22 protein-coding genes are annotated in these 23,403 nt (G+C 43.2%); all 22 read right to left on the bottom strand.

Features of this window, described 5'->3' with window-relative positions:
- Positions 1-8: 8 nt before the first annotated feature.
- The gene (locus G630_RS0100535) at positions 9-647 is read right to left on the bottom strand and encodes a chemotaxis protein CheC (protein ID WP_022760145.1); all 639 of its coding nucleotides are present in this window, start codon (positions 645-647) and stop codon (positions 9-11) included.
- Positions 648-670: 23 nt separating this feature from the next.
- A complete protein-coding gene (locus G630_RS0100530) occupies positions 671-1,150 on the bottom strand; it encodes a chemotaxis protein CheW (protein WP_022760146.1) in 480 nt (159 codons plus the stop codon).
- 24 nt (positions 1,151-1,174) lie between these two features.
- Positions 1,175-3,340, bottom strand: coding sequence for a chemotaxis protein CheA (locus G630_RS0100525; RefSeq protein ID WP_022760147.1), 2,166 nt, complete (start codon positions 3,338-3,340; stop codon positions 1,175-1,177).
- 59 nt (positions 3,341-3,399) lie between these two features.
- Positions 3,400-4,473, bottom strand: a complete 1,074-nt coding sequence (locus G630_RS0100520) for a protein-glutamate methylesterase/protein-glutamine glutaminase (RefSeq protein ID WP_022760148.1) — start codon at positions 4,471-4,473, stop codon at positions 3,400-3,402.
- Positions 4,474-5,196: a flagellar brake protein gene (locus G630_RS0100515; protein ID WP_022760149.1), complete on the bottom strand. Its 723-nt coding sequence runs from the start codon at positions 5,194-5,196 to the stop codon at positions 4,474-4,476. It abuts the gene before it with no gap.
- Between the two features lie 24 nt (positions 5,197-5,220).
- A complete protein-coding gene (locus tag G630_RS0100510) occupies positions 5,221-6,141 on the bottom strand; it encodes a MinD/ParA family protein (protein ID WP_022760150.1) in 921 nt (306 codons plus the stop codon).
- A gap of 47 nt (positions 6,142-6,188) precedes the next feature.
- A complete protein-coding gene (gene flhF, locus G630_RS0100505; RefSeq protein WP_026497404.1) occupies positions 6,189-7,493 on the bottom strand; it encodes a flagellar biosynthesis protein FlhF in 1,305 nt (434 codons plus the stop codon).
- 1 nt (position 7,494) lies between these two features.
- Positions 7,495-9,561 (bottom strand): flagellar biosynthesis protein FlhA, encoded by a 2,067-nt coding sequence (gene flhA, locus G630_RS0100500; RefSeq protein ID WP_022760152.1) that lies wholly within the window; start codon positions 9,559-9,561, stop codon positions 7,495-7,497.
- 157 nt (positions 9,562-9,718) lie between these two features.
- Positions 9,719-10,867, bottom strand: coding sequence for a flagellar biosynthesis protein FlhB (flhB, locus tag G630_RS0100495; protein ID WP_022760153.1), 1,149 nt, complete (start codon positions 10,865-10,867; stop codon positions 9,719-9,721).
- Positions 10,854-11,633 (bottom strand): flagellar biosynthetic protein FliR, encoded by a 780-nt coding sequence (locus G630_RS0100490; protein WP_022760154.1) that lies wholly within the window; start codon positions 11,631-11,633, stop codon positions 10,854-10,856. The genes flhB and G630_RS0100490 overlap by 14 nt, the downstream gene beginning before the upstream one ends.
- A 14-nt stretch (positions 11,634-11,647) precedes the next feature.
- Positions 11,648-11,917 (bottom strand): flagellar biosynthesis protein FliQ, encoded by a 270-nt coding sequence (fliQ, locus tag G630_RS0100485; protein ID WP_022760155.1) that lies wholly within the window; start codon positions 11,915-11,917, stop codon positions 11,648-11,650.
- 10 nt (positions 11,918-11,927) lie between these two features.
- Entirely contained in the window at positions 11,928-12,782 is an 855-nt protein-coding gene (gene fliP, locus G630_RS0100480; RefSeq protein ID WP_022760156.1) for a flagellar type III secretion system pore protein FliP, read from the bottom strand.
- 83 nt (positions 12,783-12,865) lie between these two features.
- Positions 12,866-13,210 (bottom strand): flagellar biosynthetic protein FliO, encoded by a 345-nt coding sequence (locus G630_RS0100475; protein ID WP_022760157.1) that lies wholly within the window; start codon positions 13,208-13,210, stop codon positions 12,866-12,868.
- 20 nt (positions 13,211-13,230) lie between these two features.
- Positions 13,231-14,505 carry a flagellar motor switch phosphatase FliY gene (fliY, locus tag G630_RS0100470; RefSeq protein WP_022760158.1) on the bottom strand — a complete coding sequence of 425 codons (1,275 nt, stop codon included), beginning with the start codon at positions 14,503-14,505 and terminating at the stop codon, positions 13,231-13,233.
- 4 nt (positions 14,506-14,509) lie between these two features.
- Positions 14,510-15,493 (bottom strand): flagellar motor switch protein FliM, encoded by a 984-nt coding sequence (fliM, locus tag G630_RS0100465; protein WP_026497399.1) that lies wholly within the window; start codon positions 15,491-15,493, stop codon positions 14,510-14,512.
- 83 nt (positions 15,494-15,576) lie between these two features.
- The gene (locus tag G630_RS0100460; protein WP_022760160.1) at positions 15,577-16,110 is read right to left on the bottom strand and encodes a flagellar basal body-associated FliL family protein; all 534 of its coding nucleotides are present in this window, start codon (positions 16,108-16,110) and stop codon (positions 15,577-15,579) included.
- A 15-nt stretch (positions 16,111-16,125) separates the two neighbouring features.
- Positions 16,126-17,130, bottom strand: coding sequence for an OmpA/MotB family protein (locus tag G630_RS0100455; protein ID WP_026497398.1), 1,005 nt, complete (start codon positions 17,128-17,130; stop codon positions 16,126-16,128).
- Positions 17,130-17,936, bottom strand: coding sequence for a motility protein A (locus tag G630_RS0100450; RefSeq protein WP_026497397.1), 807 nt, complete (start codon positions 17,934-17,936; stop codon positions 17,130-17,132). The genes G630_RS0100455 and G630_RS0100450 overlap by 1 nt, the downstream gene beginning before the upstream one ends.
- A 37-nt stretch (positions 17,937-17,973) precedes the next feature.
- Positions 17,974-18,138, bottom strand: a complete 165-nt coding sequence (locus tag G630_RS24075; RefSeq protein ID WP_022760163.1) for a flagellar FlbD family protein — start codon at positions 18,136-18,138, stop codon at positions 17,974-17,976.
- A 506-nt stretch (positions 18,139-18,644) separates the two neighbouring features.
- Entirely contained in the window at positions 18,645-21,929 is a 3,285-nt protein-coding gene (locus G630_RS25680; protein WP_026497395.1) for a flagellar hook-basal body complex protein, read from the bottom strand.
- Between the two features lie 211 nt (positions 21,930-22,140).
- Positions 22,141-22,539: a TIGR02530 family flagellar biosynthesis protein gene (locus G630_RS0100430; RefSeq protein WP_022760166.1), complete on the bottom strand. Its 399-nt coding sequence runs from the start codon at positions 22,537-22,539 to the stop codon at positions 22,141-22,143.
- A 126-nt stretch (positions 22,540-22,665) separates the two neighbouring features.
- Positions 22,666-23,391, bottom strand: coding sequence for a flagellar hook capping FlgD N-terminal domain-containing protein (locus G630_RS23155; RefSeq protein WP_022760167.1), 726 nt, complete (start codon positions 23,389-23,391; stop codon positions 22,666-22,668).
- Positions 23,392-23,403: the final 12 nt, after the last annotated feature.

The raw sequence follows: 23,403 nt of genomic DNA, 5'->3' as shown, positions 1-23,403 counted from the left end.
TTAGCTCCTTATCCACTAATTGTGACATCTCCCATTCCAAGAGATGAAAGTATCTTGCTGTAACCATCCATATCAGGCAGAAGAATGAAATATCCGCTCAGTGTCTCGGTGTCAAAAAAGCTTGTCTCAATAAGAAGAATCTTGTCACCCATCATACCGAACTCAATAGCAGGCACAGAAAGTATTGCTCCCGCCATATCAATGGCAATAAACGGTACTGAAGGCAGCAACTTAAGATTAGTAATCATAGAAAGTGAATTCAGATAAGAGCCTGTAATAATGTTACCCACTTCCTTGATTGCTGAAAGCTCCGTATCATCAAAAGGAACTGTTTCGTCCTTGTCTTTAATACCCATAAGCATATTAACAAGATGTCTGGCTGCTTTCATACCCAGAAGGAACATAATACTTCCATTAATGTCCCCTTCAACGCTCAGATAAATGCCTGTCATAATCTGTTCAGCACCACCCATCAGGTCTCCGACGTCCTTAAAATCAAGAAGTCTTACCTGTGGTACAGACATATCAACCTTAGTATTAAGCATCTGTGCAAGAGCTGTTGTAGCATTTCCTGCGCCGATGTTGCCCAGCTCTTTTAAGACATCAAAATACTGGCTGGACAGATTCTCCAAACTCATTTCACTCAAAGGTCTTCCTCCTTCAAATACTCTTAAGCCTTAGCCTTGTCATCTTCCATCTCTACCATTCCAAGATCAAGAATGGAGACAAGCCCACCTTCATATTTTCCAACACCGCTTATGAAACTGTTAAGCTTTTTGCCCTTATCGGCACTGTAGGTTACCTTTTCAATGCTCTTACTTCCAAGAGTAAGAACCTGATTAACCTGATCTACAATAATTCCAATAAGAGTATCTTCCTCAGCCTTAAGAATGATTATTCTGCTCTTGTCCGTTATCTCATCCGGTTCCATATCCATCTTGAGTCTGAGGCTCATTACAGGAACAATGACACCACGAATGTTGATAACGCCCTTAAGGTAATGCGCTACCTGCGGAACCCTTGTGATCTGCTGCATACGTACAATGTTATCAATATATTTGATATCTATTCCATACTGTTCGTCGCCAAGCCTGATGATAATATACTGAATCAGTTCGCCGACATCCTGAGTATCTCTTAATTCATTCATAATATTATCCTTTCTTTGTGGAAGTTATGCTAACTGATTTGTATCCAGGATCAGAGCTATCTCGCCATCACCAAGTATTGTTGCGCCACTTATCATACGGCACTTATTCATGTATCTGCCAAGAGGCTTGATAACAATTTCCTGCTGTCCCATGAGTTCATCAATTACAAGACCAAACTGCTGATCACCTTTTCTTGTGATAACAACAACAAGATCTTCATCCTCATTCTTCGTGCTCTCTGTTTCAAGAGCTCTGCTTACACGAATAATAGGAGTTACACTTCCGCGAAGATTAATAACCTCCTTATTCTCAACTGTTTTAATGTCGGTCGGAGCAACGTCCTCAATACTCTGAATTGAATCAAGCGGAATTGCATATTTCTCACCGCCAACTACAACCATCAGAGCCTGAATGATAGCAAGTGTCAGAGGCAGTCTGATCTGCCAGGTACTTCCTTCTCCAAGCTTTGTCTTAACACTTACTTCACCGGATAGGGACTCAATCTTTGACTTAACAACGTCAAGACCTACGCCACGTCCTGATACTTCAGTAACCTGCTTTGCTGTGGAGAATCCGGGATGGAAAAGGAAATCCACGCACTGCTGCTCTGTAAGTGAAGCTGCTTCCTCAGGTGTTACGATACCTTTCTCAATAGCTTTGTTCTTAACTATTTCAGCATCGATACCGTTACCATCGTCACCAACTTCGATAACTACGCTGTTACCATCCTGGAACGCATGCAGGAAAATATGACCTTCTTCGGTCTTTCCTCTCTCGGCACGAAGTTCTGCGGACTCAATACCGTGATCGGCACTGTTACGCAACAAGTGCATCAGAGGATCACCGATTTCATCAACCACGGTTCTGTCCATTTCAGTATCTTCACCGGTCATGGTCAGTTCCATTGTCTTGCCAAGCTGCTTATTAAGATCTCGAATCATACGAGGGAATTTCTGGAGTACGCTCTCGATAGGTACCATTCGGACTTTCATGACAGATTCATGAAGATTGGTAGTAACGCTTTCCAGATATTCTATCTGCTCGTTTACATTGCCACTTACAATTCCTGCTGAATTTGCGGCAGATATCAAAGAGTTCTTCGCAATGATAAGCTCACTTACCAGGTTCATGAGGACATCCAGTTTATCGATATCAACACGAACTGTGCGGTTAACAACAGGCTTACCAACAGGCTTCTTGCCTCCGGCATCCTTAGCCGGTGCCTTCTCTGCAGGCTTAGCTGCAGGCGCTGCGGGTGCTGCAGGCGCTGCTGCTGCGGGTGCAGGTGCTGCTGCGGCTGCAGGTGCTGCTGCGGGTGCTGCTTCCTCCGTGCTGGCTGCTGCATTAGGATCATAATCACCTATCTCGCAGTCCTCAATTTCAGAAACGCTCTTTACTATTTCTTTGATTTTTTCCTTATCTTCTTCGTCTGTAGAAATGATTAGACTAAAATTGAATTCAAACTTTTCATCCTCAATATCCTGGGTAGAAGGCTCGGAAACAACAAGCTCGCCGATATCCTCTATTCCCTTAAACACGAGGAATGCTCTGGCTGCCTTAAGAATGCAGCTCTCCTGTATCTTAACATTAAGGCCATAAAGCTTTTTGCCCTGACTCTTCATATCTTCCAAATTGCCCTTGGTGTCAGGATCAATCTTTATAGCTCTGTAGTCCTTTGTAGGATCAGCATCGGGTGCAGGTCCTCCTGCTGCGGGCGCTGCTGCGGGCGCTGCTGCAGGTGCTGCTTCTGCTGCAGGTGCCGCTTCTGCTGCGGGCGCTGCTGCAGGTGCTGCTCCTCCACCTGATGCTCCAGCTCTGATATCAGCCAAAGCCTTGATAATATTAGCATTTTCCTCAGTTCCTTCGTCCTGTGACTCTGTGATATTATCCACATAAGCCTGTATTGCATCCAGACACTGGAACAAAGTGTCGATCATGCTTGAATCGATTTTGAGTGTGCCGTTACGCACATCAGAAAATACATCTTCCATATCATGGGTAAGATTCTGCATGTTCTTATAACCCATGGTACCTGCCATTCCTTTCATGGAATGCGCAGAACGGAAAATTTCATTAATACAATCCTCGTTCTCCGGATCCTGCTCCAACTGCATGATGCTGTCATTCAGTGTTTGCAGATGCTCCTTTGCTTCGTCGAGAAAGACGCCTAGATACTGAGAAACATCCATAATCCCTTTACCTCCATAAGAAAACCCTCACGCAGGCGTCAGAAATCAGGAAAAGCTAGTCATCGAACACCTACGTTCATAATGATTTCCTGGGCTACGTCATCAAGCGTAACGACCTGATTAACGAGACCAGCTGTTGCCAATGCCTTAGGCATGCCATAAACTGTGCAGGATGCTTCATCCTGACCAATGACATGTACCTTCTTAACCGATTTCAGATTTTTAATTCCCTCAGTACCGTCAGCACCCATTCCGGTGAGTACCACGCAACAAATTGAGTCGTAATCGGAATCCATAAGTGACTCATACATAAAGTTTGCACATGGTCTTACACCTTCTCTTGTGGGACCGTCCACATAGTGAATGGTGTGCTTTCCACCGGAGGTCAATACATGCATATGCTTTCCGCCTCTCGCGATATAGACGGTGCCGGCCTGAAGAACATCTCCTTCAGCTGCTTCCTTAACCGTAACCTCAGATAAGGAATTAAGTCTCTCAGCAAGGGATGCTGTAAAGCCTTCCGGCATGTGCTGTACAAGTACAACCGGTGTTTTAAGATTTTTGGGAAGTTTGGGAATAACCGCCTGAAGCGCACGAGGCCCACCCGTAGAACTTGCAATCGCAACGATACGATTACCTGTGACCTTGTCTGCATGCTTAGCGACAATATCCACCATCTTACGAGAGGCTTTGATTTCATCAATCGAAAAAGCCTTCGCACTAACCGGCGCTTTTGAATCGCAAACTGCTGCGAGAGTTCTTGTAAGCGTCGTAGTGAAATCATCGCCGCGGCAATCCGAGGCGCGATCCGGTTTGTGAATAAAATCAAGGGCGCCGAGTTCCAAACAGTCGAGGGTAACCTTCGCCCCTTCCTTAGTATCTGTGGAACACATCATAACTTTCACCCTTATTTTATTTTTGTTAATCTCCTTGAGTAACGTAATTCCGTCCATGCGAGGCATGTTGATATCAAGAATACATGCATCATATGAATTTTTCTTCAGCAACTCAAGGGCTTCAACTCCGTCTTTAGCCTTATCTACAACCTGAAATCTTGAATCTGAATTAACTATATCACTAAGTACGGTTCTCATGAGTGCAGAGTCATCAACTAATAAAATTTTTTTCGACATTTAGTTTTGCTTCTTTCTAATTTTTCGTTCTTCCTCAAAGATAAAATGTATGATATCTTCTCTGGAAGTTTCGTCAATGTAGCTGTACTGTATGCGGTGCTCATACAGTCCCGGCCTGTTTTCGAGTTCCTGTACCCGAAGTACGGTGCACACCATCTCGTACTCCACATTATTAATGTTTCCGGGTAAGCGATATGAGCAGTAAATCGTACTGCCCTCTTCATATTGGAAATTAGCGACAAATCGTAAACCACCGCCGCTGATATCCACTATTACACTTCGCTGAAGAGGCTTATTCGTCCCAAGCAGAAGTCCCCAATTTCGTCTTATAGCTTCCACTTCCTCCTCAGAGAATATCCTCGACCTCAGTTCCAACGCACAACTAAATCTGTAGTATTCTCTTCTCTGTAACCTCTGAAGGTTGCTCAGAAGATCAAGGACCAGAATATAGACATTGTTACTTCGATATCTGTCTATGATTCTTCCGTAACACTGGAACAGTCCCCTTGAGCTGTAAAAGCACAAACTATATTCACCGTCCACGGGAAGTAATACCAACTTCCCCTTGTCCATCGGCATGAGTACTTCAATTCTGTCCTCTGACAAAACATCGGTAATCTTGCTTAGGTGAATTTTCTTCGTGCGGCTGTCATCGTCCATCCAGACCTTCCCGATGGCCTTCAGTTCAATTTTGTTGCCTGGCGCAATATAGTCCGCAAGCATACAGGTACCCCTCTTACCTTTTATTTATTGACCGGATGCTTTGTCTCCGGTATTTTTCTCCGAATTCAATTTGCGACCTGTAATAATATGTGAAAAAAACGCTGCCATACCCCTTGGCTTATATTTTTCACTCTCCGTTTTCTTCACAAGATCAGCTGCAATCTTTTCAAAAGATTTGGCTGACTTTGAATTAGGATACTGTATTGAAACCGGTGATTGCTGCATAACACCGCGAGCCAACATCTGATCCTGTGGAATAGCTCCCAGATATGCAAGCGGAAGCTTTAAATATCTGGCAACTACAGCATTTAATTTATTAAATAACTGTTGTCCCTCTTCTGCGGAATTAACCCTGTTGGAAACAACTTTAATCATCGTATTGTCTCTGGAAAATCTCTCCTGCTGGTTTAATGCCTTAAGCAGAGAATACGAATCCGTTATCGATGTGGGTTCCGGAGTGGTAACAAGTATTATTTCACCACTTGCTACGAGGAACTCCATAACTGCACTCGAAATACCCGCACCGGTGTCAATTATTATTGTATCTGCAATAGCATCGAGCTCAGCAAGATTAACGATAATATCAACCAGGTATTTTCTTTCCAGATTATACATACCCGAGATTCCCGATCCTCCGGATATAAATCCGACACCTTCGGGCCCCCAGGTAATAATGTCCTTTATATTCTTATGCTGGTAAATCAAATCGCTAAGATTATGTTTGGGTACGGTTCCAAACATAATCTCTATATTGGCAAGGCCAAAATCCGCGTCAAGAATAATGACTCTCTGTCCCATTCTTCTAAACTGTATCGCCAGATTTATTGAAACATTTGATTTTCCTACGCCTCCCTTACCGCTCGTAACCGTTATGATTCTGGCGAGGGGTCTCTGGGGGGCATGTTCTGCTTTTATAATTTCTCTTAGCTGTTGTGCCTGATCCATAAAAATAATCCTGTTTCTATTCTATCAAAATATGCAAAAATCATCTACTATTTTCCGCCAAGAAGCCCCTTAACACTTCTCTGTGCATCAAAGACGGCAATATCGCTCGGAACGTTCTGCCCGTTAGTTATATATGACATAGGTGCCCCCGTGTGCATATGTATATTGTACAGATTTCCGGCTGAGCTTGTCTCGTCCATCTTGGTGAAAATCAGTTTATATTTCACGAGCTCCGAATATCCGTCAGCTATCTCAATAAGATCCCTGTATTTGGTTGTTGCGGAAAGTACGAGATAGTTTTCGGTTTCTACGCATTCTTCAAGTGCATTTATAAAACCTATCATTGTCATCTTCTGCTCTTCGTTATGAAGGCTGTGGCCTGCCGTATCAACCATGAGGTAATCATAATCCTTGAAATCCTCAGCTGCCTGCTTCATCTCTTCAACAGAGTAAATAACTCTGAAGGGAATATCCATAATGGTCGCATAAGTACGAAGCTGCTCAGCGGCAGCAATTCTGTAGGTATCAACTGTCAACAGTGCTACCTTCTTCTTTCTGTTTATGCATAGATCCGAAGCCAGTTTCGCAATTGTTGTAGTCTTACCTACGCCGGTGGGACCTATGAAAATCTCAGCTATCGGGCCATCCTGGCTCTCCTTGATTCTGCTGGCCGGTCCAAATTTAAGTACCATTTTCTGATAAACATTGGCAAGAACATATTCCATCGGAATATTGGGTTTACTTACCTTTTCAACCTCATCGGTAAGCTGATTTGCATAAATCTCATCAACCTCATTTTCTATCAGAGTATTGTATAGTACACGAACAAATGAAAGCGTCTCTTCCGATACAGTGTTCTTTTCCTCACGTATATCCGACTGTTCCTCAGAATACAGGTCAGTTTTCACATCATCCTTCTCGTTTTTGAGATTTTGCTCAAGAAGGTTATGAAGACTGTCCAGCTTTTCCTCGATTGCACTGCTCTCCTCCTGCAAGACATGCTCCTTTATCGGCTCACGTTTCTGAGTTGCAGGGGACTGAGAAGCTGAAGAAACTTTTAACGGAGGAATCTCTCCGTCTGCCTGGGCCTTTAACAGTTTGTCTGCCATCGATGCGGGCTTACTTGGTCTTACTGTTTTTGAATCCTTTGCAGGTTTAACAGACCTCGTTATCTTCGATGGTTCATCTTCAAGCGCTACCGTAACCTCTATTTTTGAGGGCGCAAAAATAGAGAAAAAGCCACTCTTTTTAACCGGTCTGACATTCATTATTACAATGTTGTCTCCCAGCTCCTTCTTTGCAATTTCTGTAGCATCCGATTCAGTTTTTCCGGTAAATTTTTTAATAATCATTTTATGCCGCTACCATTCCTACAGACTGCATTTCAACATTAGGTTCCACTTCATTGTATGAAAGGACAATAAGATCTTTATAATAGTCCTCTGTCATCTTCTTAAAGTACATACGCACTATAGGCGATGTCATAATAATTGGTATCATTCCTGCATCCTCAAGCTTTTTAGCCTGCTCTCCGACAGACTTCAGGATTGCCTTGGTTCTGGTGGGATCAAGAGTAAGATAAGCACCTGTCTCTGTCTGCTTGACTGATTGCATTATCTCCTGCTCTATCTTAGGATCAAGAGTTATGACACTTGTTGTTTCACCCGGATAGAAATACTTGTTGGAAATCGCTCTTCTGAGGCTTTGCCTTACATACTCAGTCAGAATATCGCTATCGTGAGTAGACGGCGCATAATCAGCCAGTGTCTCAAAAATTGTAACAAGATCTCTTATGGAAATACCCTCTGAGAGAAGATTCTGAAGAACCTTTTCAATCTCGCCGAGGCTCATGAGCTTAGGTACAAGTTCATCAACAAGTGCAGGATTGTTCTCCTGCAGATTGTTAACAAGGTTCTGGACATCCTGTCTGGTAAGAAGCTCTGCAATATGATTTCTTATAACCTCAGTCAGATGAGTAGCAATGATTGAAGGAGGATCTACTACGGTATAACCGAGCGATTCCGCACGCTCTCTCTGGCTCTCTGTTATCCAGGTTGCAGGCAGATGGAATGAAGGCTCAAAGGTAGGAATACCCGTTATTTCCTCCTCGACGTTACCGGGGTTCATCGCCATGTAGTGGTCAAACAGAATCTCACCGTCGCTCACCTGAATTCCCTTAATCTTAATGATATATTGGTTGGGATTAAGCTGAATATTATCGCGCAGGCGAATAATCGGAACCACGGTACCAAGTTCCAGTGCAATCTGTCTACGTATCATAACAACTCGGTCGAGAAGGTCACCGCCCTGATTTACATCAGCAAGCGGGATAATCCCGTATCCAAATTCAAGCTCAATAGGATCAACCTGGAGAAGACTTGTAACATTTTCAGGCTGCCTGATTTCCTCAGCCTGTTGCTCCTCTTCAGCCATAACCTCTTCCTCAGTCGCACCAATCTTCGATTCTCTGTCCATAAGGAAACCCAGTCCCGCTATAAGGCCTCCGAGCGGTATATACAAAATATTAGGAAGCGGTGTAAATACGCCCAGAGCAGCCACTACGCCGCCAACCAGGTACAATGTCTTGGACATGGAAAAGAGCTGCCCAATAAGAGCAGGTCCAAAGTCTGCTTCCTTGCCGCCTTTTGTAACAAGAATACCTGTGCTTAGCGACACAAGAAGTGAAGGTATGGAACTTACAAGTCCGTCACCCATTGTAAGGATGGAATATTTATCAAGTGCATCCGTTACAGGCATCCCCTGCCTGAGTACACCCATCAGGATACCACCGACAATATTTATTATGGTGATAATAAGTCCTGCAACCGAGTCTCCTTTTACATACTTCGTAGCACCGTCCATTGCTCCAAAGAAACTCGCTTCATTCTGGATCTTCTCACGTCTCTCTTTTGCTTCCTGATCTGTGATAGCTCCCGTGTTAAGATCGGCATCAATAGCCATCTGTTTACCGGGCATAGCATCCAGTGTGAATCGAGCCGATACTTCAGCGACACGCTCTGAACCTTTGTTGATAACCATGAACTGAACAAGAATAAGCATTCCGTACACAATCGCACCAATGATAAGATCTCCGGCTCCTACGAAAGATCCGAATACCTCAATAACCCTTCCGGCATCTCCTCCAGTGAGTATAAGACGCGTAGATGATACGTTAAGTGCAATACGGAAAATTGTGGTGAACAAAAGGATAGTCGGGAAGAATGACATATCCAGTACTTCCTTGGAAAACATGGCTGTAAAAAGTATCACAAAAGAAAGTGACAAATCCATCGCCAGAAGCGTATCCATCAGCCACGTAGGAATAGGGATAATGAGCATCATAATAGCTGCAACAAAATAAAGCGCTACTCCATAATCAAAAGCACGCTTTCTTATTGTTTCAAGCAAGCCTGAATTCATGATTATCCCCCTTTCCCCATTTTTTCATAATTATACATAATTAGTATAGCGCATACCATATATTGTATTCAAGAGAAAAATGGGGCACAAGTTTAGAGGAAGTTCTGCTCTACTCTGTATGACATCTCACCAGACTCGAAAAAACCTCGCTAAGTAATTACACTTTTCCCTGCAGGTGATATACAAATGCCAGAACCTCAGCAACTGCCTGATACAGCTCCGGCGGGACAAACTCTCCGACTTCCACATTTGCATAAAGCATACGGGCAAGAGGCTTATTTTCTACTATTTCTATGCCATGTTCCTTGGCAACATCTTTGATTCTCTGAGCCAGATAATCCTCACCCTTTGCCACAACCTTAGGCGCATCGTAAAGATCTGCATCATAGGAAATCGCAACAGCATAATGCGTAGGGTTTGTGATGACAACATCTGCCTGGGGAAGCTCCTGCATCATTCGACGCTGTGAAGCCTGCATCATTCGGCGACGCTGCTGTCCTTTGATCTGAGGATCTCCTTCTGTATTCTTGTATTCATCTTTTACTTCCTGCTTGGTCATTCTCATATCTTTCTTGAATTTCCTTCGCTGGAAGACAACATCTGCCGCCGCGATAATTACATAAATCGCAGCAATCCTTATTCCAACATCGATAACCATCGATCCCATAAGACCAATGGCCTGTTTCAAAGGCATATCATAGAGTGTAAAAAGCGACGCTGTGACACCTGTAAAATAGTTATATACAACAAAGCTTATTATAGCTATTTTGGCAATTGATTTAAAAAGTTCAAATAAAGATCTCGAAGAAAAAATCTTCTTGAAACCGTTTATCGGATTAAGTTTACTAAGTTTGGGCTGAAGAGGCTTACTTGTCACCTTCCATCCAACCTGAGCAACATTAGACACAAGTCCGATAAGAAGAGCTGCAGCAAAAAAAGGCAGTGCCGTAAGAAACATGATAATTACCGCATGTTTCATCACTGCTGTAATATTCTGAAACGGAGTATTTCCGGAATGCATTATTATAATGTCCGGAATCTGAGTATATACATACTTGAACATCCCCGAAAAATTATTCCCCATATATCCGTAAAGAAGTCTGATCATAATAAAAAGCGCAAGAAGACCTGCCGCATTTCCAACCTCTCGGCTGTTAGCAACCTGTCCTTCATTTCTGGCATCCTGCAACTTTTTTGCTGTGGGTTCCTCGGTTTTTTCACCGCCGGGACCATCCGCAAAAAACTGCAAATCATAAGAGATCATAAGGCCATTATTAAGTTGTCCAAACTCCTCACATAAGGTCATTTATAAACTCCGTGATCATTTGTCGCATATTGGAAAATATGAAATCCGACGCATTGTAAAGCAGCGTACTGGTTATATACATAATAAGCAGTCCAACGATAAGCTTGAGCTGCATACCAACAGCAAACATGTTCATCTGAGGTGCAACTCTTGCGAGCACACCCAAAATAACGTTCATCATGAATGTGACAATAAAAATCGGAAGACATATGCGAAAACCGATGATCATATACGCACTCAAAAACTTTATCATTGAGTTAAGAAGCTTATCCGAATTGAATATCGCTCCGTTAACCGGTATCAGCAAAAATGAATCCGCAAGAGCCGAAACAAAGTATCTGTACAAACCGCTCACAAGCATCATTGCAAGAAATGAATACTGGTAAAGACCTGCCGAGACAGGCACCTGCTCTCTTGAATTAGGGCTCATTACCTGTACCATCGAAAGTCCGACCTGCATATCGGCAACCTGTCCTGCAAGCGAAGCTATCAAAGTACATATCTGTGCCGAGTAACCTATTATAAGTCCCGTAAAGAACTCCTTCAGGACAATTATGGTGTAGCCTAATACCGTGTTATACTCGAGGGTATTCACAGGTGCAAGGCCATATAAAAGAAAAGACAGGAATACCGAAAAACAGATTTTTACCCGGTGCGGTGTATTATTCATACTAAAAAAGGGCGCAATATAAACAAACATTGTCACCCTCACAAGTATTAGCAGAAATATCTCAAGGTCACCATAGGTGAATGTGAAATCTATCAAGTCATCATCCTCCGCTAATGAATGTACAGAGAAAAATCTGACCAAATTTTTACTACATAGTTGGACAGCTCAGTAAGCATCCAGTTTCCGAGAAGCATAAGCGCCAAAAAAGTAATAATTATCTTTGGCACAAATGTCAGAGTCTGATCCTGAATGGACGTAACAGTCTGGAAAATCGAAACAGAGAGACCAACTATGAGGGATACCAGAAGAACCGGCACCGCTATTTTTATAACCATGAATAAACCGTTACTCATGATGGCAGTTACATCATCTACTGTCATAGTTACCTCCTTAATAGAACGTCTTCACAAGGCTTCCGATTATCAGATTCCAGCCATCCGCAAGTACAAACAGAAGAATCTTGAACGGCATGGAAATAGTTGTCGGCGGCAACATCATCATACCCATACTCATAAGTACCGATGATACAACCATATCTATTACTATGAACGGAATATAAATCAAAAAGCCGATGATAAAAGCTGTCCTGAGTTCACTGATAAGGAAACTCGGAACCAAAACCGCATTGGGAATACTGTCCAGTTCCCCATCCCATTCGATATCATCAATTTCCATGAAAAGGCGAACATCCTTAGTCTGAGTCTGGCCATACATAAAATTCCTGAAAGGAATCATAGCTGTATCCAAAAACTCCTGCTGCTCTATTTCTCCCTTGTCAAAAGGAACAACTGCAGTGTCATACACCTCTTTAAGAGTCGGCTGCATAATGAAAAATGTAAGAAAAAGAGCAAGTCCGAGGAGAACCTGGTTGGGCGGTGATGTCTGCGTGGCAATAGCCGTTCTCGTAAAGTGAAGCACTATGATGATTCTGGTGAAACAGGTCATCATGATAAGAAGAAGCGGTGCCAGCGAGATAAGTGTCAGGGTAATAAGGATACGAAGCGCACCGTTTATAGTCCCGTTTCCGTTATCATAGGTTACAGTGACAGTATTTGCGATATTGAGTTCTTTAAGGTCGTCTGCATCCTTAGCGGAACCCGGCTCAGTTATATTCGTCCTCTCTCCGTCCGTCCCCGTAAGATTAGTCTCCCTGTCAACAGTCGGATCTGTAGGATGCGTATCATCTATGTAAGAGGTTGATGCATATATAGTCACAGACCCACTGTTAAAAATACAAAAAGCCATAACGAAAGAAAGGCATAACAAAGAAATGCCTTTCCTCAATAATGGCTTTAAATCAAATACTCCCCGAAAATTCTTCATACCTTTTACTTCTTCTTAAACCGCTCTAAAACTTTATCAAATTCCTTGGCAAAATCAACAGGTTCTGAACCCCTTACTGCCGGCGGTTCATACTCATCCTCCGAAAGCTCGGTCAGAAGAGTGACCGAATCTTTACTTACAGAAATTACCAGATACTTATTAACAACCCTCACAATCTGAAGATATTTTGTAGTTGAAATCCTACAGGTCTCCATTACCTCCATATTTGATGTGAAGGTGGATTGCTTCTGATATTTCGCAATCCATTTTGTTACATAATAGGTCGCAGCCAGGACCAGAAAAAACAATATAAGAACAGTAATCAGCTGCGCCACCGATGAAACTCTCATTTTTATGACCTTTCAGAAAATTACTGAACTATTTCTGTTACACGTACGCCGAAGCTTTCCTCGATTACTACAACCTCGCCCTTTGCAACAAACTTACCGTTAACAAGGACATCTACAGGTTCACCGGCAACCTTTTCAAGCTCTATGATGGTACCCGGTGCGAAATCAAGGATATCGGAAATTGCCTTAGCTGTACGACCAAGTTCAACTGTAACCTCAAGCGGAACGTCCTTGATAAGGCCGATATTCTCTCCGGCTGCCATCATGGGGCCACCACCCGCAAAGCTCTGGAACTGAGCAGGCTGAACATTTGCTCCCATCATCTGAGGCTGCATCATAGGCATACCCATAGGCATCATAGGCATACCCATCTGAGGCATACCCATCTGGGGCTGCATTCCCTGCATCATTGAAGGATCCATTGCAGGCATTCCCTGCGGTGCAGCAGCGCCCATGCCCATATCCGGTGCCATACCCATATCGGGTGCAGCTGCCGGAGCAGGCGCCGGTGCCGGAGCAGCTTCTTCAGCAGGTGCTTCGGTACTGATAGTATCCTTAAGGCTCTTAGCAAAATCTATAGGATACAATTGCATAAGGGTCGAATCCACGAGTTCACCGATCTGCAGTTTAAATGTAACGCGGCAGAAGGTTCCTGTCAGGAACTCGGAGATCTCACTTGGATCATCATCGATCATATCGAGCAGGGTAGCCTCCGGCGGACTGATATCGACTTTCTGACCAATCATGGTAGAAAGTGATGTTGCCGCAGCACCCATCATCTGGTTCATAGCCTCGGAAATAGCTGAAAGCTGAAGTTCCCCAACCTCACCCTCAGTATTTGTTCCGTCACCACCCATCATAAGATCGGTGATAACCATAACATCATGCTCCTTGAGGATAAGGATATTAGTACCCTCAAGACCTACCGTATATTTAATCTGAATAAATACACAGGGTTTCTCATAATTATTTAAAACTGTATTCCAGTTAGCAAGCTCTACCTGAGGCGTAGTGATATTAACCTTCTGATTAACAAGGGAATAAAGCGTTGTAGCTGAAGATCCCATACTGATATTGGCAACTTCACCTATCGCATCCTTTTCCTCATCATTCAGAAGACTCTCATCAATTTCTCCGGCAACGAAACCACCGCCACCGCCTGAAGGAGCATCTGCAGCAGGAGCATCTCCGCCCGCGTCAGCAGCGGGAGCATCTCCGCCACCGGCATCACCACCTCCTGAATCCATACCGGCGAGCAGTGCATTTATTTCTTCCTGTGAAAGCATTCCATCCATGCTGCTACTCTTCCTCCTCTCTAATTACCGACGTTATCTTGACGGCGTATTTATCTTTAGCTGTTCCGGGCATTGCAGTGAACTTATAAATATCACCGACATATACCTGTAATTCGCTATTAACCTGATTATCAAGTCGAATTATATCGCCCCTCTGGAGCTGAACAAAATCGCTGACCGATACGTTACATTTCCCCAATATGGCCTTAACCGGAACATCGACATGTCTGACAAGAGACTCGAGATGTTCACCGTAAGTATCATCATCATGCTTCTGCATGGTTGAAAACCAGAACTTCGTATTCAACTTATCCATAACACTCTCAAGCGTGAAGTACGGAAGACAGATATTCATCAGTCCCTCGACATCACCGATCTTGATATTAAGTGTCACGATCGCGATCATATCAGTAGGTGAAATAACCTGTGCAAACTGCGGATTGGTTTCAATCCTCTCCATGATAGGATTTATCGCAAGAACGTTCTCCCACGGTTCAACCATAAGCTGCATACATATGGTTATCAGCTTCTCAATAAGCGGCATCTCAATATCGGTAAAGGGCCTTGTCTTATCAAGTCCGACGCCCTCTCCTCCGAGCATTCTGTCTATAAAGGCAAAACCGATATTGGCCTGAAGCTCAAGAATAATGGTTCCCTGCAAAGGTAAGAAATTTATAATTCCCAAAATTACAGGGTTACTCAGTGCGTTACTAAACTCCGAATATGTTACGGTCTCGGAGTTTGCCACCGAAACCTGCACGTTTTTTCTAAGATAAAGCGGAAGTGTTGTTGATAACAATCTTCCATAATGTTCATAGATCATCTCGAGGGTTCTCAGGTGTTCCTTAGAGAACTTTGCCGGTCGTTTAAAGTCGTAATCCTTGACTTTCTTCTCATCCGCAGCGGACATCTGATCCACGTCGAGTTCACCGGTATTTAGAGCCGCGAGTAGATTATCTATCTCATTCTGTGATAATACTTCACTCAAGCGTAGATCACCTCACTTTTACAGTAACAAAGTACTTTCATAACAAACTCTTTTCATACTCCCAAAAATAAAGACTATATATATTACTGATATACGGTTCCGGAAAAGCTTACATCATAGATAAAGCCGGATCCGAAAAGTTCCTGTATCTGCTCCAGAAGAGTAGCTTTGGCTTCATCCTCATGCTGTCTGATCTCATCCAGTGTATACGCACCGATAACAGTGGTAATCTTGGACTTGATCATATCCTGATAGGTTGCAATTGCTTCATCCGTACCATAGGTATTGTAATCCTCATTGGATTTATCCATCGAAAGAACGATGGTTGTAAGCATGTAATGTGCTTTTCCGCTTCCGTCCTCTTTAAGCGTGATAGTCATATCAGCAATGGAATATGATGCAACATTTGCAATATCCACATTACCTGTAGCGGATCCCGAAAATCCCTGACCGTTTTCACCACCGTTGGCCTCAATCTGAAGAGCGGCTGCGATATCTCCGATAAGAGCAACTGCCTGATTGTTGGTGGTCATGACCGTCAGCATCATAAATCCTGTCATACCTGTGTTAACTAAAAGTAAAGCCAAAATAATAATTGCAAGCAGGTTCTTTTTCATTTTTTTGTCTCCCTTTTAATACATTGGACTGAGCGGATTGTATATCCTTATCTCTACTCGCCTGTTCCTTGCTCTTCCTTCCGGTGTGGAATTGTCCGCAACCGGTTCATACTCTCCTCTTCCCGAATGCTTCAACTTTGAAGGGTCAAGATCGGTATTCTCAATAAAGTAGTAGAATACCGAAAGTGCTCTTGCATCACTAAGTTCATCATTGTTTGTTATCTTACCTGAAGATCTGTGCATAGGAACATTATCTGTATGTCCCTCGATCTCTATCGTCCCACCGGCATATCTCTCAAGAACCGAACCGACTTTATTAAGAATCGAGTCTGCTCCCGGCTTAAGTACAGCGTTACCGGTGTCAAACAAAATCGCTCCCTGAAGTGTCAGCTGCACGAACTGGCTGGTAAAATTAACATCAACCTGTTTTGCCACATCCAATGAATCCAGGGCTTCATTGACCTCAGCCGCCAGCGCCTCCGAAGCCTTGAGCTGTTCAGCCTCAGCCGCCTCCTGAGTTTCCTCAGAATTAGCACCTTGCTGGGTAGCATCACTCTCTGTAGACATCTCTGTGGAATCACCCTCGGAACCAGTTCCGGTTGCATCTCCTTCCGATCCGCTTCCTTCTCCTCCGGTTCCCTGCATGATACCACTGGTGTCTCCTTCTGTGTTTATTCCGGCTCCGCCGCTCTCACTGGCATTTTCGCCCTCGGAATCGGTAATATCCTCATCCTGGGAACCTGACTGAGATACACCCATTGAGATAATATAGTTGGACAGCTGATTGAGCTGTGAAATACCGTCTCCGACCAACGCGCCCTGACCAAGTGCAGCTTCACCACCCTGGAAAATACCAAAGGCTGAACTGAAGGATGCGGCAACCTCCTCGAACTTCTGCGCATCCATGGTAGCCATAGAGAAAAGCAAAACGAAGAAGCAAAGGAGCAGGTTCATAAGGTCACCGAAAGTACCCTGCCACGCCGGCAAACCGGGCTTTATTTCTTCTGGTTTTTTAGCCATTATTCTCCTCCGCCTCCGTCACCGGTACCGTTCTCTGCCTCATAAGCAGCTCTGTTAGCAGGTGAAAGGAACGATTTAAGCTTCTCCTCTGTTACACGCGGGTTTTCACCTGCCTGTATAGAAAGAAGTCCCTCAATGACAATACTTTTCATAGTATATTCTGCATTATCCCTTGCCTTGAGCTTATTCTCGGCAGGGTAGCAAAACCAGTTCGCAAGAACCGATCCGTAGAACGTTGTGATAAGGGCAACGGCCATGGACGGTCCGATTGATGAAGGATCTGACATGTTCTGTAGCATAAGAACCAGTCCAAGAAGGGTTCCGATCATACCCCAGGATGGTCCCATACCTGCAACATCAGCAAAGAATGTATAATTCTCTTTATGTCTTTCTGACATAGCATCTATCTCAGCTTCAAGGATAGCCTTAACCAGTTCGGGCTCGGTACCGTCAACTATAAGTCCGACACCCTTCTTCATGAAAGCATCTTCAATGTTGCTGGCAGCTTCTTCCAATGCCAGAAGTCCCTCTTTACGTGCAGTATTGGAAAGATCAATTATCTGCTTGATAACAGCCTTAGTATCATCCGCCGGCATCTTAAAAATCAGCGTGTAGGATTTAAGGCCGTTAATGAAACTGGGCATGGTTCTGGATGCCAAAACCGCCATGAAAGCTCCGCCAAACGTGATCATCGCGGAAGGCGCGTCGACGAAGTATTTAACACCGGTGATACCGGCACCAAACACAATACTCAGAATCATGAAAACGAAACAAAGCAATACACCAAGTAATGACGCTATATCCACTTAGTTTTCTCCTCTCATAAAAAAACTTTAGCCGAACTTATTTCTCGTTACATTTCTTCATGATCTCAGGAACAGATTCCTGTACAATAAACTTACGTCCATTCGCCATAATAATGACTGTGTCGGGGGTGGCCTCCACTGTTTCTATAAGATCCTCATTGACCAGCATAATGCGGCCATCAATTCTGGTAATCTCAATCAATTTTTAGCCCTCATATAATTATTTTTGAAAAAAGCATTCAGAAAATAATCTCCCCCTGAAACAAAATTATTACGAATCAGTTTAATTAAGATAATTTTATCATGCTTTTTCGATGAATAGGCATCCTGAAAGACGCAAAAACACAGCTTTTGTATTTTTATTTCAAAATGAATAGCTTTTGACGAAATAAAATTACACGCTACATCTTGTGCATACTTCATTTTTGATTATACAACATCTCGTGATTTATTAAAATAGTTTTGGCTCTTTTTCTGAAATAATGATGGCCTGTTTTTACTTTAAAGAATTTTTCGGGTTTGTTTATTTGGATTTAATATATTGTTTTCTGATCAGCAGATAATTCAATGATGTTATTGAAAATTTATTTCATAATTTCTAAATATTATTGTAATTAATTTTCAACCGAATCTCTTCTAGCAAAAATGGCGCTCAGGTTTGAGCGCCATTTTTGTTTATCTTAGCTTTATCTCCCCCTCGCTAAGTTATTACCTCTTCAGATTTGTCAGCTCCTCAAGGAGTGTATCTGAAACTGTGATGATTCGGCTGTTAGCCTGGAATCCACGCTGGGTTGTGATCATGCTGGTGAACTCACTTGAAAGGTCTACGTTTGACATTTCCAGAACACCTGTGGTGATGTATCCGCCGTCTGTTGTTACATCCTGGATTGTAGCTTCACCGGAGTTAAGTGTCTGTGTATAGAGGTTATCACCATTCTTCTCAAGACCTGATGCGTTAGCAAACTCTGCTGTTGCGATCTGGCCAAGGAGCTTTGTCTGACCGTTTGAATAGGTTGCGTAGATTGTTCCATCCTTACCGATCGTAACACCGTTCATCTCGCCGACTGCACGTCCGGTCTTAAGACTTTCCTTATCACCCTTAACTGCTCCGATTGTGGAGGTTGCCATTGTATTGTAGTTAGTTGTGGATGAGAAATCCATGTTTACATCTGTGAAACCTGCCATCTTAGGCTGTCCATCGATAACAGCATCCTGGTTGAAATTAAGAACGATCTTCTCTGTGGGCTGCTCGATGGCGCCGGTCTTTGCATTGTACTTAAGTGTAATTGCGTTGTTTACAATCTGAAGTGTTCCGTCATCAAGGATGTGATAGGTAAGTGTCTCGTAGTTTCCGGAAGTCTTGTCAGGTGTGTAGTTATAAACATCCGGGAAGAAATCTGCTGTAGCTGTTGCATCGAAGATCTCTGATACATAGCCGGTTCTCGGAATCTTGTCATAAACTGTCTTGCCTTCTTCACTTGCATTCTTGTATGTAGCTGTTGTCTCGTCCTCATCAATTTCGAATGTAAGCTGTGTCTCGGTTGTTGTCTTTGTAATTGCAAAGCTCTTTACACCTGAGTTATTCTTTGTTCCGATTGTAAGAGTTGATCCGTCATCGCTGAGCTTATAGGTAACATCATCATTACCGGGTGTGTAGTTGTAGATAGCTTTTAGTACATTCTTCTGTGAGTTTGTAAGTGAGCTGATATTTCCTGAAAGCGGTACTGCTGTCTCAACTTCGCTCTTGTAATTTCTGTATACGATGTTTGATCCGGTATTCATGTAAACCGAATAGGTATTTTGGTTCTGATATTCGTTAGCAGCTGACTTTGTACTTGTGGTCTTGTAGATAGTAATCTTACCGTCTGTGGCAATTTCGTATTTGTAAGTGTAGGTACTGTTATCATCGGATGCCGGAATATCATTGGCTGTCATGCCGTAGCATTCAAGTATTTCAAGTGATTCGGGATCAAGACTTGAAAGAGAACCCTTTCTGTCAAACTTATGATTTGTCTTATCCTTACTGAAAACAGCTGTTGTTCCTTCTGTTGAGTAAACATATTTTGTGCTGTCATAAGGTCTTTCGGTAAGCTGTGTGGTTGCAACTGTCGTTTTTTCAACAGTCATCTCTCCGGTATCAGAAATCGTATATTGATATGTGTACAGCTCTGTACCGGTTGCATTCTGTGCCGGAAGTGCTGTTGCTGTAAGCCCCAGAGCTGTAAGTACATCTGCATCAGTTGATGCACTAATAGTATCAGTTATATTTACTTCTTTTGTTGTTGATGCACTAACTTCAATTGTCACTTTACCTGTAGGGTTATCATAACTTCCTGCCTGAACAGTCAGATTCCTGGTAAGTGTTCCATCTCCTGCTACAGTTGTTTCAACCTTGATAATATCGATTTTTCCGTTTGTAAGGTTGATTGTATAGCTGTAATTATGATTCGCATCTACCGGATAGTTTGATCTGGATAAACCATATGCCTTTAACAGATCATCCGTTAAAACATTAGGCCCGGATGCAGTTTCGGGAACATCTATATTAGTATCTGTATTTCTGTTATTCAATGTAATTGTTCCCGAATCATACTTAACTATTCTGTAATCTGCATCAAGCGGCTTTTCTTCATGTGATTCACCGTTTCTATACAGTGTAAGACCTGATACTCCGTCAGATGAAAGTGTATATGAATAAGTTACACTGTCTTCGCCTGTCTTAGGAGTGTAATCAAGGTCATCAACCTTTAAACCAAACATTGACTCCAAAACTTCCTTCTGACTGGAATCAAGAACACCTGTATTGGGCATATCCAGAGTTCTGGGAAGTGTTGCATAAGTGGAATTCTCATAGGTTCCGTATGTAACTGTGGTATCTGTGCTGCTGTTCTTATAATAGGTTCCAAGGCTTGATGATGATGTATCTGCCTGTGTTACAGGGTATACGCTGATGGAGCCGTCGGTGTTAATTGTGTAATAATCTGTAGATGCTACTGAGGTATCTCCTGCTACTCCGACTGTAAGTCCGTATACATTTCTCAGAAGTGTGGGGGCCTTATCAACGAGATCTGAAATTGCTCCGCTTGTAGGAATTCCTGAGTATGCGGTTGATCCTGCCGAATTTTTAAAGGATACGTTCTTGGCACCAACTGTTGCTGTATAGTTAACTGTTGTTACTGTCTTTGTCCAGGAATCACGAAGTCCGTAGGTCTGCTCATCATTGTCGAGATCTGTGAAGGTTACGTTACTGAGCTTTTCTGCTCCAATTGTATTTCCTTTGGAATCAAGGATGTCTTCAAGAGTCATTGTGTAGGTATGCTCGAGATCGTCTACGTCGCGAACTGCGAATTTTGCTGTGTAGAGATAACCAAGATTGTCGTAGAACTCAAGAGTTACGGTTTTTCCGTTATCACTTGTGATGTTTGTATCGTTTGCGTCGATGTTACCGCTTACGAGACCTTCGGTTGTTCCTTCCGGAGGATATGTCATGTTCTCGGCACTCATGATCTGAAGTTTGCCAATACCGCCGTTTGTATTAACGGTAATGGCACCTGTCTCGGGATCTTCCTGTGCTGACCATCCGTATACGAAGTAACCTGTTGACTGCATTGCAAGGTTTCCTGCACCGTCTACGTAGAAGGAACCGTCTCTTGTAAACATTGTCTGGTTTCCGTTATTTACTACATAGAAAGCGTCGCCGGTAATTCGCATATCGAACGGATTGTTAGTTGTTTCCGTTGCGCCCTGCTGAGTGATTGCTGTTGCAATCGCGCCTGATTTTGCACCAAGACCAATCTGACGTGCATTGATACCACCGGTTCTCTCGGTAGCTCTGGATGCGCGCTGCGTAGTCTGGTACATCAAATCACTGAAGGTGATAGACTGTGACTTGAAGGATGTGGTGTTAACGTTCGCGATGTTATTACCGATAACATCCATCTTGACCTGGTGGGTCTTAAGTCCTGCTACACCAGAAAAAAGTGATCTCATCATAAGGCATGTCCTCCTACTTTGATGGGGGACGGCACACATATTCTATTTTCCGGTTGGAATGAAAAAGAAGGGGAAACGTGATTGAATTCCGTCTGGCGTTCGGGAATTCGTGACCTCCTTAGATACTTACCACTTCCGATAAGCTTACGGACAGCTGCCCTGTCCTCGGTCCGGTCATATTTCTTCTTTCATTCTGTCCATTTTATAGAACTTATGCGATTACCGCTCCGTCTATATTGGTAAAAATGTTGCTGCCAGTTTCCTGACTATCCATCGCTGTAACTACTGTGTTGCTCTTTACATTTACGATGAAGGCAAGCTGATCAACCAGGATAAGTGATTCGTTTATTCCTTTCGCATTGGCCTGATTCCTTGCGTTATTCAGGCGGTTCATCTGATCCTGTGTGAGCTCAATGTTGCGGTCACTTAGTCTGTTGGAAGCGTGCTTTGAAAATCTGACACCCTCCCTGCTTTCTTCGATCTGAGAGAGGATTTTGCCAAAGTCCGAATTCTGGACGCCGGCGCCGCCTCTGATCTTCTCGCCCTGACCAAAGTACTGGTTCTGAACCTGTTCAATTGAAAGGAATCCGCTTGTATTATCTATTCTCACGGCTTACTCCTTTCCATAAACAAACACTAAGCCTAATTGCTTTACCGCTCTATATTTCGGCTTACTAATCAAAAACTTAAACCCGATTTACAAATTTACACAAATTTAATAAATGATATGATTCATTTATTCGGTTGATACGCTTTCATCGGGGTCGTTTGTTATCTCGTCGATCTTAGCTTCCTTCTCTGCCTTCTGTCTTTCCTCGTAGTCTGCCTGATTCTGGTTAGCTTCCTTTACAAGTTCCTGAGCTCTCTTATAATACTTTTCAAGTTTATCAATATCAGACTGATCAAGAAGAGCAATTGCATCCGCATCCATATTCTCGTAAAAGCTGAAGGCCTTGTAAATTGCATCCGCATCGGTAAATACCATGTTTTCATAAACAGGGAACTTTTCCATCATCTCTGCAAGATCATCTGCCTGATCATGAATCTCTACAAAGTGGCTGTCCGCTACTGAGCTTACATCTTCCATCTTGTAATCTGTTCCGTCTATGTTCAGATATGCTTCTCCGCTCTTGTATGTTACATAGTCAACCTTGCCCTGAACCTGCTGGCCCGCCTCATTTGTAACGATAACGGTTTTTCCAACAAGGTCGGATGCTCTGGACATTGAGAAGGCCTCTGCCATATTGGATAGCTGTTCAACCTGTGTAAAGGTCGCATACTGATTGATATACTCGGTGTTAGAAGTCGGCTCCAAAGGATCCTGGTACTTCATCTGTGCACAGAGAATATTCATAAATGCGTTTTTGTCATATCCCTGATTGGCCGCCGCTTTAGTAGCGTCACTGGTTTTGCTCTTGGTATCAACGAGTTTACCGTCTTGAACTACTGCATTTACACTCATTTAATTACCTCC

The sequence above is a fragment of the Butyrivibrio sp. WCD2001 genome (genome assembly GCF_000424485.1).
GTDB lineage: Bacteria > Bacillota > Clostridia > Lachnospirales > Lachnospiraceae > Butyrivibrio.
This window is presented reverse-complemented; position numbering and strand designations above follow the sequence as displayed.